12 protein-coding genes and 1 pseudogene are annotated in these 13,488 nt (G+C 65.4%); 7 read left to right on the forward strand and 6 right to left on the reverse strand.

Annotated features, from left to right (window positions below):
- Together H8A92_RS36130 and H8A92_RS36135 are read right to left on the reverse strand one after the other, a co-directional pair.
- Positions 1 to 387, reverse strand: a pseudogene (locus H8A92_RS36130) (hypothetical protein); the annotation flags it as partial.
- A 121-nt stretch (positions 388 to 508) separates the two neighbouring features.
- Positions 509 to 1,237: a uroporphyrinogen-III synthase gene (locus H8A92_RS36135; protein WP_229200078.1), complete on the reverse strand. Its 729-nt coding sequence runs from the start codon at positions 1,235 to 1,237 to the stop codon at positions 509 to 511.
- Positions 1,238 to 1,424: 187 nt separating this feature from the next.
- Here H8A92_RS36135 and tsaD point away from each other — a divergent pair, with 187 nt between their 5' ends.
- Together tsaD and H8A92_RS36145 are read left to right on the forward strand one after the other, a co-directional pair.
- Positions 1,425 to 2,498, forward strand: coding sequence for a tRNA (adenosine(37)-N6)-threonylcarbamoyltransferase complex transferase subunit TsaD (tsaD, locus tag H8A92_RS36140; RefSeq protein WP_229200079.1), 1,074 nt, complete (start codon positions 1,425 to 1,427; stop codon positions 2,496 to 2,498).
- Between the two features lie 188 nt (positions 2,499 to 2,686).
- Positions 2,687 to 3,664: an NAD(P)H-dependent glycerol-3-phosphate dehydrogenase gene (locus tag H8A92_RS36145; protein WP_229200080.1), complete on the forward strand. Its 978-nt coding sequence runs from the start codon at positions 2,687 to 2,689 to the stop codon at positions 3,662 to 3,664.
- A 6-nt stretch (positions 3,665 to 3,670) separates the two neighbouring features.
- Here the strand turns inward: H8A92_RS36145 and H8A92_RS36150 are convergent, their stop codons facing one another.
- On the reverse strand, positions 3,671 to 4,432 hold the full coding sequence (locus H8A92_RS36150) for a haloacid dehalogenase type II (RefSeq protein ID WP_229200081.1): 762 nt from the start codon (positions 4,430 to 4,432) through the stop codon (positions 3,671 to 3,673).
- 252 nt (positions 4,433 to 4,684) lie between these two features.
- Between H8A92_RS36150 and H8A92_RS36155 the strand changes: the two genes are divergently transcribed.
- Both H8A92_RS36155 and H8A92_RS36160 read left to right on the forward strand, forming a co-directional pair.
- Positions 4,685 to 5,812: an alpha/beta hydrolase gene (locus H8A92_RS36155; RefSeq protein ID WP_229200082.1), complete on the forward strand. Its 1,128-nt coding sequence runs from the start codon at positions 4,685 to 4,687 to the stop codon at positions 5,810 to 5,812.
- Positions 5,813 to 5,908: 96 nt separating this feature from the next.
- A complete protein-coding gene (locus H8A92_RS36160) occupies positions 5,909 to 6,322 on the forward strand; it encodes an EVE domain-containing protein (RefSeq protein ID WP_163162153.1) in 414 nt (137 codons plus the stop codon).
- Positions 6,323 to 6,483: 161 nt separating this feature from the next.
- On the opposite strand, the gene H8A92_RS36165 is transcribed toward H8A92_RS36160, so the two are convergent.
- Positions 6,484 to 7,641, reverse strand: coding sequence for a DNA topoisomerase IB (locus tag H8A92_RS36165; protein WP_229200083.1), 1,158 nt, complete (start codon positions 7,639 to 7,641; stop codon positions 6,484 to 6,486).
- A gap of 818 nt (positions 7,642 to 8,459) precedes the next feature.
- Between H8A92_RS36165 and acs the strand changes: the two genes are divergently transcribed.
- Together acs and H8A92_RS36175 are read left to right on the forward strand one after the other, a co-directional pair.
- Positions 8,460 to 10,400 (forward strand): acetate--CoA ligase, encoded by a 1,941-nt coding sequence (acs, locus tag H8A92_RS36170; RefSeq protein WP_229200084.1) that lies wholly within the window; start codon positions 8,460 to 8,462, stop codon positions 10,398 to 10,400.
- Between the two features lie 376 nt (positions 10,401 to 10,776).
- Positions 10,777 to 11,292 (forward strand): L,D-transpeptidase, encoded by a 516-nt coding sequence (locus tag H8A92_RS36175; RefSeq protein WP_229200085.1) that lies wholly within the window; start codon positions 10,777 to 10,779, stop codon positions 11,290 to 11,292.
- Between the two features lie 293 nt (positions 11,293 to 11,585).
- Here H8A92_RS36175 and H8A92_RS36180 read toward each other — a convergent pair whose 3' ends face one another.
- Both H8A92_RS36180 and H8A92_RS36185 read right to left on the reverse strand, forming a co-directional pair.
- On the reverse strand, positions 11,586 to 12,194 hold the full coding sequence (locus tag H8A92_RS36180; RefSeq protein ID WP_229200086.1) for a thermonuclease family protein: 609 nt from the start codon (positions 12,192 to 12,194) through the stop codon (positions 11,586 to 11,588).
- Positions 12,195 to 12,235: 41 nt separating this feature from the next.
- Positions 12,236 to 12,463 carry a DUF1674 domain-containing protein gene (locus H8A92_RS36185; RefSeq protein WP_229200087.1) on the reverse strand — a complete coding sequence of 76 codons (228 nt, stop codon included), beginning with the start codon at positions 12,461 to 12,463 and terminating at the stop codon, positions 12,236 to 12,238.
- A gap of 175 nt (positions 12,464 to 12,638) precedes the next feature.
- On the opposite strand from H8A92_RS36185, the gene H8A92_RS36190 reads away from it, so the two are divergent.
- Positions 12,639 to 13,488: transcription antitermination factor NusB (locus tag H8A92_RS36190; protein WP_274613558.1), on the forward strand; the 850-nt coding region annotated here is incomplete at its 3' end.

A 13,488-nucleotide genomic window follows, 5' to 3' on the forward strand; every position in this document is an offset into this window, starting at 1 on the left:
CGCCGGCTGCACCGCAGGCCAGCCGAGCACCCAGCCGACCCCGATCACCAGCGCCGCGGCGACCGCGCCCGATACCGGCGCCACCACCCAGGGCGACACCGGTCGTGGAGGCGCGGATTCCGGCGTCATGGCGGCGGTCTCGGGCTGCGGCTCCTTTTGGGGTGCAGGATCGCCCTGGGGCTCCGCCTCGGGCGTGGCTGCGTCCGCAGACGCCTTCCCGGTTTCCTTCCCGGTTTCCTTGCCGCTATCCTTGCCGGCTTCCTCGGTCGTCCCGGCCGTTGGCGGCTCGCTGGAGATCTCGGTCGCCTGAAGATCGATGGTCGGCGGCGCCCGCTTGGGCCGGGAATCCGGCGAAGGTCCTGGGTCGTCGGGCCTTTCTTCAGCCATCGCGAGGGTCCTCAAAACTACTGGCCGCATACTCTACCAGAATCGGCCCGAGTTCTTAGAGCACGATCCGAAAATCCGAGCATTGCCTAACATCATGGTCAGACGAAAGAATTAATTCCGGTCACGGCCGTAGGGTGCGGCCGAGCGCCTCCAGCAGGGCATTTTCGTCCGGACGCGCCGCCGCCACCACCTTGGTCGCGCCGGCGTCATGAAGCACGGAGGCGACCGCCGGCGAGATGCAGCATTGCGGCAGAGCGAGCGCCGAAATCTCCAGGCCGTCGGCCCGCACCGCGTCCAGGAACGCCTGCGCACTGCGGCGGGAATAATGCAGCACCGCCGTGATCCGGTTGGCCATGAAGGCGTCGCTGACCTCCCTTGGAAGGGCGGCCACCGGAGCCATCCGGTAAGTGGTGTGGGTGACGACGGTCAGGCCGTTTTCGCTGAGTTCGCCGGCGAGATCGCGCGACAGGTCGGCGCCCGCGAGATAGAGCAGCGTCGCCGAGGCCTCCAGTTCGCCGGCCTTGACCCGCGCAAGCACGAGATCGCGCAAGCTGACCGCATCGCCTTTGGCCACCAACACCTTGACAAAGCCTGCGGCGCGCGCGGCATCGGCGGTGTGCGTCCCGACCGCGAACAGCGGCAGCCGCAGCAGTCGGCTGGCGCCGAGATCGAGCGCGCGGAGCGCATTGGCGCTGGTCAGCACGACCGCGTCATAATCCGCATCGTCGTCATGGAACGGCAACGGCTCGAAGCGGAGCACCGGCGCCGCGAGGGCGTCAAAGCCGCGTTGGCGCAGCGTCGCAAGCGTCACGTCATTGTCCGGATGCGGTCGTGTGACAAGGATGGTCACGGGTCAGGCCTCCAACCTCACGAATTGGACCCTGGAAATCGGGCCTTGCCGACCGATTGCACTTTAAGACCTCGCAATGCTACCCCGGAGGGGACATTTTGATGAGCATGATCTTGCCGGAAACCGGTTCCGGCCTGTCCGGATCATGCTGGTAGCACAAGGGCCGAAATTGGAACACGAACCACCGATGCTGGTGTTGGGGATCGAGACCACCTGCGATGAAACCGCAGCCGCCGTGGTCGAGCGCCAGGCTGACGGGCAGGCGAGAATCCTCTCCAACGTCGTGCGCTCGCAGACCGACGAGCACGCCCGCTTCGGCGGCGTGGTGCCGGAGATCGCGGCGCGCGCCCATGTCGACCTGCTCGACGGGATCGTCGACAGCGCGATGAAGGAGGCCGGTATCGGCTACCAGCAATTGTCGGCGGTCGCGGCTGCCGCCGGACCCGGCCTGATCGGCGGCGTGATCGTCGGTCTCACGACCGCGAAGGCGATCGCGATGGTGCACGATACGCCGCTGATCGCGGTGAACCATCTCGAGGCGCACGCGCTGACGCCGCGGCTGACCTGCGCGCTGGCGTTTCCCTATTGCCTGTTCCTGGCCTCGGGCGGACACACCCAGATCGTCGCCGTGGTCGGCGTCGGCGAATATGTGCGGCTCGGCACCACTGTCGACGACGCGATGGGCGAGGCGTTCGACAAGGTGGCGAAGATGCTGTCGCTGCCCTATCCCGGCGGACCGGAGGTCGAGCGCGCGGCGGCCGGCGGCGACCCGACGCGGTTTGCGTTTCCGCGCCCGATGCTCGGCCGCCCCGATGCGAACTTCTCGCTGTCGGGATTGAAGACCGCGGTGCGCAACGAGGCGAGCCGGCTGGAGCCGCTCGAGCCGCAGGACATCAGCGATCTCTGCGCAAGCTTCCAGGCCGCGGTGCTGGAAGCGACGGCAGACCGGCTGACCGTCGGCTTGAGGCTGTTCGAGGAGCGGTTCGGCACGCCGCGCGCGCTGGTCGCGGCCGGCGGCGTTGCCGCCAACCATGCCATCCGCAGCGCGCTGCAGGATGTCGCGGCGAAGGCGCAGACCACGCTGATCATCCCGCCGCCCGCGCTCTGCACCGACAATGGCGCGATGATCGCCTGGGCCGGCGCCGAGCGAATGGCGCTCGGCCTCACCGACACGATGGAAGCGCCGCCGCGCGCGCGCTGGCTGCTCGACGCCAACGCCAAGGCGCCGGCCGGCCACGCCAACAGCCGCGCCGGATATTGAGTCGTGTTTGACGACGTGCGCCGCAGATACCTCTTCACCTCGCCCCGCTTGCGGGGAGAGGTCGGATTGCGCAGCAATCCGGGTGAGGGGGTACAGGTCTCAACACTCGGCTCGCTCGCGGATAGAGCCCCTCACCCCAACCCTCTCCCCGCAAGAGCGGGGAGAGGGAGCGAAAGCAGGCCCGCCTGATGCCCGCGCATATGTCAGTCAGCGTGATCGGTGCCGGCGCCTGGGGCACGGCATTGGCCGACGTCGCGGCGCGCGCCGGGCGCAAGGTGACGCTGTATGCGCGCAATGCCGGGCATGCCGCGCAGATCGAGGCGACGCGGGTCAATCCGCGGCTGGCCGGTGTCCAGCTTCATTCCGGCATCGCGGTCACGTCTGATATCGCCGCGGCTGCGCGCGCGGACATCATCCTCGCGGTGACCCCGGCGCAGCATCTGCGCGCGGCGGTCGGGCATCTCGCGCCGCACCTTGCACCCGAGACGCCCGTCATCGCCTGCGCCAAGGGTATCGAGCACGGCACGCACAAATTCATGACCGAGGTGATCGCGGAAGCCGCACCGCGCGCGGTGCCGGCGATCCTGTCGGGACCGAGCTTTGCCGACGACGTCGCGCGCGGATTGCCGACCGCGGTGACGCTGGCCGCAAAGGACGAAGCGCTCGCACGCGCGCTCGTCCAGGCACTCGGCTCGGCAACCTTCCGGCCCTATCACACATCAGACGTACGCGGCGTCGAGATCGGCGGCGCGGCCAAGAACGTGCTGGCGATCGCCGCCGGCATCGTCGTCGGCAGGAATCTCGGCGCCTCCGCGCTCGCTGCGCTGACCACGCGCGGCTTCAGTGAGCTTGCACGGTTGGGCCGCGCCTGTGGTGCACGCACCGAAACGCTTTCCGGCCTGTCGGGGCTGGGCGATCTGCTGCTGAGCTGCTCGACCGCGCAATCGCGCAATTTCGCGCTCGGCCTCGCGCTCGGGCGGGGTGAAGCAGCCCCTGTCGGCAAGCTCGCCGAGGGCGCGTTCACCGCGCCGGTGCTCTGCGAGCTCGCCGCTGCGCAAAAGGTCGATATGCCGGTGTCGAACGCGGTTGCCGCGATCCTGAGCGACCGGCTGACGATCGATGCGGCGATCGAAGGCCTGCTGACGCGGCCATTCAAGGCCGAGTAACGCGCGTCACGCGCCGACGAAGTCCGCGAGATCGCTCAATCCTGGTCCCACGCCGTCGGGCACGACGCCAAGCTCCTCGATAGTCGCATGGGCGCGATTGACCCAGAAGGTTGGATAGCCGAACCACTTCGCCCCGGCGACATCCCAACCCGCGAACGCAGCAAAGACGATCTCCTCTCTGCGCAGCCCGAACGCATCGAGACCCATCTGATAGGCGCGGGCGTCGGGCTTGAAGGCCTGAACCTTGTCGGTCGAGAGGTGTGGCTCGAACAGCCCCTCCAGCCCGGAATTCTTGACCATGGCATCGAGCATCGGTGCGGTGAGATTCGAAAGGAATGCCATGCGCACGCCGGCCTCGCGGAGCCGCCTGAGTGCAGGCAGGACATCGGGCCACGCCTTGAGCTCCAGATAGGTCTGCATCAGACGGTCGCGCTGCTCCGGCTGCAGCTCGATCTTCATCGCCTTGGCCGCGAAGACCAGCGCGTCCTCGGTGACGCGCCAGAAATCGGAGTAGCGGCCGCCGAGGGTCCTGAGCCAGCCGTACTCGAACCGCCGCGTGCGCCAGGTGGCGCTCAGCTCGGCACCCTTGCCCGGAAACATCTCCTCCACGCGCGCGAAGACCGGACGCGGATCGATGATCGGAAAGCCGTCGAAGGCGACCGCCTTGAATGACTGATGATCTGCGGTACGCGCCTGGTGCGGCAACACTGCCGCCGCAGTGACCGACGCTGCGGTCAGGGCTGTGAAAGTCCGACGGTTCAGAAGCATGTGATCTCCTGCAAGACGAGGCCGCACTCGATCACAGGAAAAGCGCCCCGGGACAATTGCCAGATTCCGGCAGAGATCATTCCAGATTTCAGAACAATCGACGCCTGCTGAGGCGACCATTCAGGGGCGCAGTACCGAGCACCACCGGCGCGCGCGGCGGAGCTTCACGATCCGCGCGTGCCGTACTAGCGTGGCCGGCGAACCGTCGGATCCCGGTCGAACAATCGAAAACGGATCCCAAGGGAAAAACTCATGCGTCAACCGCATCGCGTCCTCCTTTCGATCAGCCTCCTTTCGATCAGTCTTGCAGCCGCCCTCACCGCCTCGTCCACCGCTGCCCACGCCCAAATCGCCGCCTCCTACGACGACCTCGCCAGGATCGAGGCGGCTGCCAACGCGGACGACGGCAAGCGGGTCGCGCCGCTCAAATCGATCGGCAATCCAGCCACTGACGTCTCTCCCGAGATGCAGGCAATGATCGGCACGCCGTATCCGCCGCATTTCAACGCCGATCCGAAGACGCCTGCGGAATGGAAGGAGCTGATCGATCGCCGCGCCAAGCCTTTGATCGCGAGCATTCCGGCGATGAAGGCGAAGCTCGGCGTCAAGGTCGAGGAAACCAGGATCGCCGGCGTGCACTGCTACATCGTGACGCCGAACAAGATCGCGCTCGAGAACCGTCGGCGCCTGCTGATCCACGTGCACGGCGGCGGCTACGTGTTCGGTCCCGGCGAGGCGGCATTGCCGGAAGCCATCATGATGGCCGGCTTCGGCGGCTTCAAGGTGATCTCGGTCGACTACCGGATGCCGCCGGATTTTCCCTATCCTGCCGCGATGGACGATGCGATGGCGGTTTGGAAGGAGGTTCTGAAGTCGCACGAGCGCCACCGGCTGGCGATCTTCGGCACCTCGACCGGCGGCGCGATGACGCTCGCGATGGTGCTGCGGGCGAGGGACGAGAAATTGCCGCTGCCGGCTGCCATCGCGCCCGGCACGCCGTGGTCCGACATCGACAAGATCGGCGACAGCTACGCGAGCAACGAGTGGGTCGACAATGTGCTGGTGACCTGGGACGGATGGCTCGGCCGCGCGGCCAGGCTCTACGCCAACGGCACCAGCCTGAAGAACCCCTACATCTCGCCGATCTACGGTGACTTCAAGGGCTTCCCGCCGACCATCCTGACATCGGGCACGCGCGACCTGTTCCTCAGCAACACGGTTCGCACCCATCGCAAATTGCGGCGCGCGGGCGTGATCGCCGATCTCAACGTCTATGAGGGACAGTCGCACGCCCAGTACCAGATGAACGTCGATGCGCCCGAGACGAAAGAGGCGTTCACCGACATCGCCAAATTCTTCGACCGATATCTGAAACAGTGAGCGCTGCCATCAGGACCGGATGCCCGCGCTTGTCGCGGGCGTCCGGCTGCCTGTAGATTGCCGCGCGATCGGCGATCGAGAACGAGGTGAGTCGCGATGAATTACTGGCTGGTGAAATCCGAACCGTCGGTCTGGTCGTGGGACCAGCAGGTCGCCAAGGGCGCGAAGGGCGAAGCCTGGACCGGCGTGCGCAACTTCACGGCGCGGCAGAACCTCGTCAACATGAAGAAGGGTGACAAGGCGTTCTTCTATCACTCCAACGAGGGCAAGGAGATCGTCGGCATCGCCGAGATCGTCAAGGAAGCCTACCCCGATCCGACCGACAAGACCGGCAAGTTCGTCTGCGTCGACATCAAGGCTGACAAGCCGCTGAAGACGCCGGTGACGATGGCCGCGATCAAGGCAGACAAGAAGCTCGCCGACATGGCGCTGGTGAAGTATTCGCGGCTCTCGGTGCAGCCGGTCACTCCTGAGGAATGGAAATACGTCTGCAAGATGGGCGGGCTGTAGCGTTCCGACCAACTCTGCCGTCGTCCCGGCGAAGGCCGGGACCCATTACCACAGACCTGCATTGTTGAAGCACGCTGTGGCCACAGCCAAGTCCGTTATCAAAGATCGGTGGTAATGGGTCCCGGCCTTCGCCGGGACGGCGATGTAGGATTGGGCGGAGCCTACGCCCCGGCCGCCATCACCACCTGCGCCAGCAATTGCTCGCGCTTGGACTGGGTGCGATAGCCGCCCATCGTCGCGGCGAAGCGTTCGAGGATGCCGTCCTCGAAGGCGGTGACGATGGTGTCGTGGACATAGCTCTTGCGGCAGATCGCCGGCGTGTTCGACAGCTGGTCGGCGGCAGCGCGGATCGCATCCAGCACCTGGCGCTTGCGGCCGCGCTGGCTGGCGGCCGGCGTGATCCGCGACAGCGATTCCACCACGACAGCCGACGCCATCAGGGTGCGGAAGTCCTTCAGCGAGATCTTGATGCCGGCGAGCTCGCGCAGGAACGCATTCACCGCGGTGGTCGAGGCGGCACGCACGACACCGGAGCGGTCGTAATACTGGAACATGCGCTTGCCCGGGACGTCGCGCAGAATGCCGATCGCGCGCACCAGCTTGGCCGCGTCGCATTCCTTGCGTACCGCCTTGCCGCCCTTGGCCTTGAAGGTCAGCACCAGGGAATCGTCTTCCAGCGTGACGTTGGATTTCAACAGCGTGGTGGCGCCGCGGGTGCCGTTGAGGCGGGCATAGGATTCGTTGCCGGGCCGGATCGCGGTGCGCGCGATCAGCTCGATCACCGCCGACAGCGCGAACTCGCGCGTCGGCTCGTCGCCGGACAGGAACGCAGAGACCTTGCGGCGAATCTTCGGCAGCGCCGCGACCAGCTTGCCCAGGCGATGCGCCTTGCGCTGCTCGCGGACCTTCTCCCAATCGGCGTGATAGCGGTATTGCAGCCGGCCGGCCGCATCGAGGCCGACCGCCTGCAGATGCGTATTCGGATCGGTGGAGTAACGCACCTGGCGATAGGCCGGCGGCATCGCCATCGCGTGCAGCCGGCGGATGGTACGGGCATCCCGGACGCGCGAGCCGTTGGCGCGAACGAATGAATAATTCTTGCCACGCTTGATGCGGCGGATGGTCAGCTCGTTCTGGTCGCCGAGCCGCAGGCCCAGATCGCGGGCCAGATCTTCGACAGAGGTCTTGATGGCAGCGGGCGCGTCGAGCTTGAGCTTGGACGTAGACGGCTTCGGCCATTGGCCCAGCGCCTTCGTCAGGGCGACAGCGGGATCGGCGGACATGGGCCGCACAGCCGCGATGTTCTGCTGATCCATCATTCTCGCAAGACGCCTTGTTCCGCTGTTCTCCCGGTAATGCCGTTGCTTCGGGCTTCGTTCCGGTGGGCCGTCCGGCCTCGGATTGGCGATTTAGGGCGTCAGGGCTGACATTGCGAGTCGCGAATCGGTTATTTACGGTTTCTAAATACCTTTCATGGGTGCCATTCGCCCGCTAACCTTGATTTCGACCTGTCCGGGATCGCTCAAAATGACGCGAGCACCGTCCGGGAACCGCATCCCGAGGGGCCGACCCGGACGATCTGCCGTGGCCGAACAGGTCAGAGATATTGCCCTTTCTTGCGCTGCTCTCCGACCGCAGGCGGTCGTATGTCGAGGGATTCATCGACGGACCGAGCGGCTTGCCGGCCGGCTCTATTGCGTCACCACAGGTATCGCCCCGACGCGCTTCTTGCCGGCGGACCGTCGGGTCACGCAAATCGCCGAAGCACCGATGTTGACGCAGATCATTGCGGCGCCGCCCGATAATCTACTCAATCGTACGTGGCACCATCCACCAAGATCAGCACCAGCGCATCGTCGTTGCGATGGCTGACCGACAGCACACGGAGCGACATCACTACGACCAAGAGACCAGTGACCCGGAGCGGACGATGGAGCATAGGTTTCCATCGTCAATGAGGCACGGTAAATCGTCCCATCAAATGCAGAAGCCGGCGGGATATCCGTCGGCTTCGACGCGACGAAAGTGACAGTCCTTTTTCCTTGCCGGGCCGGAATGCGGCAACGCATAATCGCGGCAATGATCAGGACGGCTTGTCGTCGCGTCGTTTGCGATCGGCAATGAGTGGAGGAAAGCGATGTCCGAGAAGATCTATGACGTGTCGGCCGACTGGGCCAAGCGCGCCTATATCGATGACGCCAAATATCGCGAGATGTACGCGCGCTCGGTCAAGGACCCCAACGGCTTCTGGGGCGAGCACGGCAAGCGGATCGACTGGATCAAGCCCTTCACCAAGGTCGAGAACGTCTCCTTCGCGCCCGGCAACATCTCGATCAAATGGTTCGAGGACGGCGTGCTGAACGTCGCCTGGAACTGCATCGACCGCCATCTCGAGAAGCGCGGTGACCAGACCGCGATCATCTGGGAGGGCGACGATCCCTCCGAATCCAAGCACATCACCTACCGCCAGCTGCACGACGAAGTCTGCAGGATGGCCAACATCCTGCGCACGCGGAACGTCAAGAAGGGCGACCGCGTCACGATCTATCTGCCGATGATTCCGGAAGCGGCCTACGCCATGCTGGCCTGCGCGCGGATCGGCGCGATCCACTCTGTCGTGTTCGGCGGCTTCTCGCCGGACAGCCTCGCCCAGCGCATCAAGGATTGCGACTCCAAGGTGGTCATCACCGCCGACGAAGGCCTCCGCGGCGGCAAGAAGGTGCCGCTGAAGGCCAACGTCGACGCCGCGATCGCCAAAACGGGCGGCGTCGACTGGGTCGTGGTGGTGAAGCGCACCGGCGGCAAGATCGAGATGAACCCGACCCGCGACCTCTGGTATCACGAGGCCGCCGAGATGGTGACGACGGAATGCCCGGCCGAGCACATGCATGCCGAGGACCCGCTGTTCATCCTCTACACCTCAGGCTCGACCGGAACGCCGAAGGGCGTGCTGCACACCTCCGCCGGCTATCTCGTGTTCGCGTCGATGACGCATCAATACGTGTTCGACTATCACGACGGCGACATCTATTGGTGCACCGCGGACGTCGGCTGGGTCACCGGCCACAGCTACATCCTCTATGGGCCGCTCGCCAACGGCGCGACCACGCTGATGTTCGAAGGCGTGCCGAACTACCCGGACAATTCGCGCTTCTGGAACGTGGTCGACAAGCACAAGGTCAACATCTTCTACACTGCGCCGACAGCGATCCGTGCGCTGATGCAGGGCGGCGACGAGCCGGTGAAGAAGACCTCGCGCAAATCGCTGCGTCTGCTCGGCTCGGTCGGCGAGCCGATCAATCCGGAAGCGTGGGAGTGGTATTACCGCGTGGTCGGCGACGACCGCTGCCCGATCGTCGATACCTGGTGGCAGACCGAGACCGGCGGCATCCTGATCACGCCGCTGCCCGGCGCGACCAAGCTGAAGCCGGGATCGGCGACGCGGCCGTTCTTCGGCGTGGTGCCTGAAATCGTCGATGCCGAAGGCAAGACGCTGGAAGGCGCGACCGAGGGCAATCTGTGCATTGCCAAGTCGTGGCCGGGCCAGATGCGCACGGTCTATGGCGACCACGCCCGGTTCGAGCAGACCTATTTCTCGACCTACAAGGGCAAGTATTTCACCGGCGACGGCTGCCGGCGCGACGCCGACGGCTATTACTGGATCACCGGCCGGGTCGACGACGTCATCAACGTCTCCGGCCACCGCATGGGCACCGCCGAGGTCGAGAGCTCGCTGGTCGCGCACGAGGCCGTCTCGGAAGCTGCTGTCGTCGGCTACCCGCACGACATCAAGGGCCAGGGCATCTACGCCTACGTGACCTTGATGAAGGGCACCGAGCCGACCGAGGCGCTGCGCAAGGAGCTGGTCGCGTGGGTCCGCAAGGACATCGGCCCGATCGCCTCGCCGGACCTCATTCAGTTCGCGCCCGGCCTGCCGAAGACGCGCTCCGGCAAGATCATGCGCCGCATCCTGCGCAAGATCGCCGAGGACGAACCGTCGAGCCTCGGCGACACCTCGACCCTGGCCGATCCGGCCGTGGTCGACGACCTCGTCCAGAACCGGCAGAACAAGAAGTAATCCGGCAGCAGCAATACCGAGACATGAAGCAAGGGCCGCGCGCGATCGCCGCCGCCGCCCTTCGCTTTTCTGCGTGCGATCCGGCGTCGGCTGCCCTCAAAAACGCTATGGGATTGGCCATTTCACGGGATTGTCAGAGGCGCAGCGCCATTGCGGCGCGTTTGTGGCCAGGTGTTGTTTTCAAGTCATTTACTTTAATCCGAACTTTTCCTTTTCTCCTCGCCATCAGGACGTGTCTTGCGGCCGGTGTGAAACCACCCGGTTAAGACACGCGGTTAATATTGCGTGCGCGAGACCGGCGGGCCCGGTTTTTTTCAGGGCTCTGCACCTTCGTTTTTGGCTCCCTTATGGGAGCTGTTGGGAAGTGGAGAGGTTGATGTCGATGAAGTTTGCGGTGGCGCTGGCTGCCACCCTCGGTGCTGTTGTTGTGATGTCGCAGGCGGCCGAAGCGCGGCCGGAAATGGTCGGAATACACGCCGACAATTACGAGCCGGGCACCATCGTTGTGAAGACCAACGAACGGCGGCTCTATCTCATTCTCGATTCCGGCCACGCGATGCGTTACCCGGTCGGCGTCGGCAGGTCCGGCAAGCAGTGGGCCGGCACCACCCGCATCGACGGCAAGTATCGCAACCCGGCCTGGTCGCCGCCCGCCGAGGTGAGGCGCGACAAGCCGAGCATCCCGGACGTGATCGCCGGCGGCTCGCCGCGTAACCCGATGGGCGTCGCGGCGATGACGCTGGCCGGCGGCGAATACGCGATCCACGGCACCAATGTGCCGGGCTCGGTCGGCGGCTTCGTGTCCTACGGCTGCATCCGCATGCTGAACACCGACATCACCGATCTCTATTCGCGCGTCTCGGTCGGCACGACTGTGGTCGTCACCCGCTGATCGCGCACAAGGCGTCCGAAGAAAGCCGCGCAGACCGCGCGGCTTTTTTGTTTGGCTGGCCCGGTTTGACCCAGGCGTCCAAAGCCGATGAGTTTTGCTTGAATCGGCTTGGCTCGCTCTCGGTTCACCTGTCCCCATTTGGGGAGAGGTCGGATTGCGCAGCAATCCGGGTGAGGGCTCTTGCTCTCTCGATGCACCGTAACCCCTCACCCGATTTGCTGCGCAAATCGACCTCTCCCAAGGGAGAGGTGCACTTCCGACGCCGCTCCAGATCAGCCTAATCTCATCAGACTCTAGCGCGCAAAATATCCGCACCAGCCGAAGCGATGCCCGCCATTGTAGGCGCGCGCATGACCGGCAGCGAGCAGCGCAGCCGAGACGTTGTCGGTCTTCTTGGTCGCGACATCGGCGACGACGCGTCCCTGATATTTGTCGGGGCCGATATTGTAGATCGCGACATCACCCTGGCCGAGCAGATCGCGCAGCGCCACCGTCGCCGCCTGCGCCATTTGCAATTCACGCGCACACGACGCCTTCAGCTCCGGCGCATCGATGCCGCGCAGCCGCACGCGCGTGGTGAGATCGGGACCCGGCGCGAGATGCACCCGGGCCTCGAACGTGTCGCCATCGATCGTCCGGATGACATCGACGGCATGGCGAGCGTCAGGCGCGCCGGCTCGCTGCCGGATCATGTCGGCATCGCGCGACCGGTTCAACGACCAGTGCGACGGTAACGGCATCCATTGAGGCACATATTGGCGGATCGGCAATGTGCTGCCGACGGCGATGCCGAGCACGAACACCCATGGCAGCGCCGCCGAGACGCGGCGGCCCCAAGGGGTCCGGCGGAAAGGCGGACGCCCCGTCCCACGATAAGGATTTATTCTTTCGCATGGGGACATATTCCCAGACTGACCCGAGTCGGGCCGTCAGACAAGGCACCTCAGAAGTCCGAGGCGATGCCCTTGGTCTCCCAATCGCCGTAACGCGTCGGTTCCGGCCCCTTCGGGCCCTGGAATTCCTTCGGCCGCGCGGCGGCTTCCTTCGCGGCCAGCTCCTCGGCAGCCTTGCGCCGCGCCGCGGCCTCGGCGAGCGCGCGCTGCGCTTCCGGCGTCAGCGGCTTGCGCAGCGCGGGTTCCGGTGGCGATTTCTCAGTCGATTTCTCAGACATGGCAAAACTTTCGGCCCACGAATTTCGTATCTCGGTGTTGGCTCAGTGACGGCATCACGATCGAGAAATCCGCGAGGCAATTCTTACATTTGGCATATTCGCATGCCAGAGCTGTTTTCGAGTTGATGGGCATGAGCCGAATGTACCTCAGCACCTTTCGAGATATCTCCGCTTCATGCCTCCTTCAAGATTTGCAGTTCCTGCTGAAGTCCCCGGTCTCGCGGCGCGCCGTATCGCTGCCGACATCCTCGACGGCGTGCTGCACAAGCATCGCACGCTCGACGATCAACTCGACGGCGCAGGTGCGCATCCCGGCCTGAAATCGCTGGCCGATCGCGACCGCGCGCTGATGCGCCGGCTGGTCTCGACGATCCTGCGCAAGCTCGGCACGCTCGGCCATCTGCTGTCGCGGCTGCTCGACCGGGGCGTGCCGACCGATGCGCCCCGCGCGCAGAGCGCGCTGTTGATCGGCGCCGCGCAGATCCTCTGGATGGACGTGCCCGATCACGCCGCCGTCGATCTGTCGGTGCGGTTGGTGCAGTCGGACCGCCGCGCGGCGAAATATGCCGGGCTGGTCAACGCCGTGCTGCGCCGCTGCGCGCGCGAGGGCCAGGGCCTGATCGACGAGATCAGCATGCAGACGCTGGACCTACCGCCCTGGATGCTGGCGCGCTGGAATGCGCATTACGGCGAAGCCACCACGCGCGAGATGGCGCTGGCGCTCGGCCACGAGCCGTCGCTCGATCTCACGGTGAAGTCGGACGCGCCGCAATGGGCGAGCCGCCTGCACGGCGAGATACTGCCGACGGGAACCGTGCGCACGCTGCTGCAGGGTTCCGTAACCATGCTGCCCGGCTTTGCCGAAGGCCAATGGTGGGTGCAGGACGCCGCCGCCGCGCTGCCGGTGCGGTTGTTCGGCGACATCAAGGACAAGGCGGTCGCGGATCTCTGTGCCGCGCCCGGTGGCAAGACCGCGCAGCTCGCACTGGCCGGCGCGCATGTCACCGCGGTCGACCGCTCGCCGG

The sequence above is a fragment of the Bradyrhizobium acaciae genome (genome assembly GCF_020889785.1).
Classification (GTDB): domain Bacteria; phylum Pseudomonadota; class Alphaproteobacteria; order Rhizobiales; family Xanthobacteraceae; genus Bradyrhizobium; species Bradyrhizobium acaciae.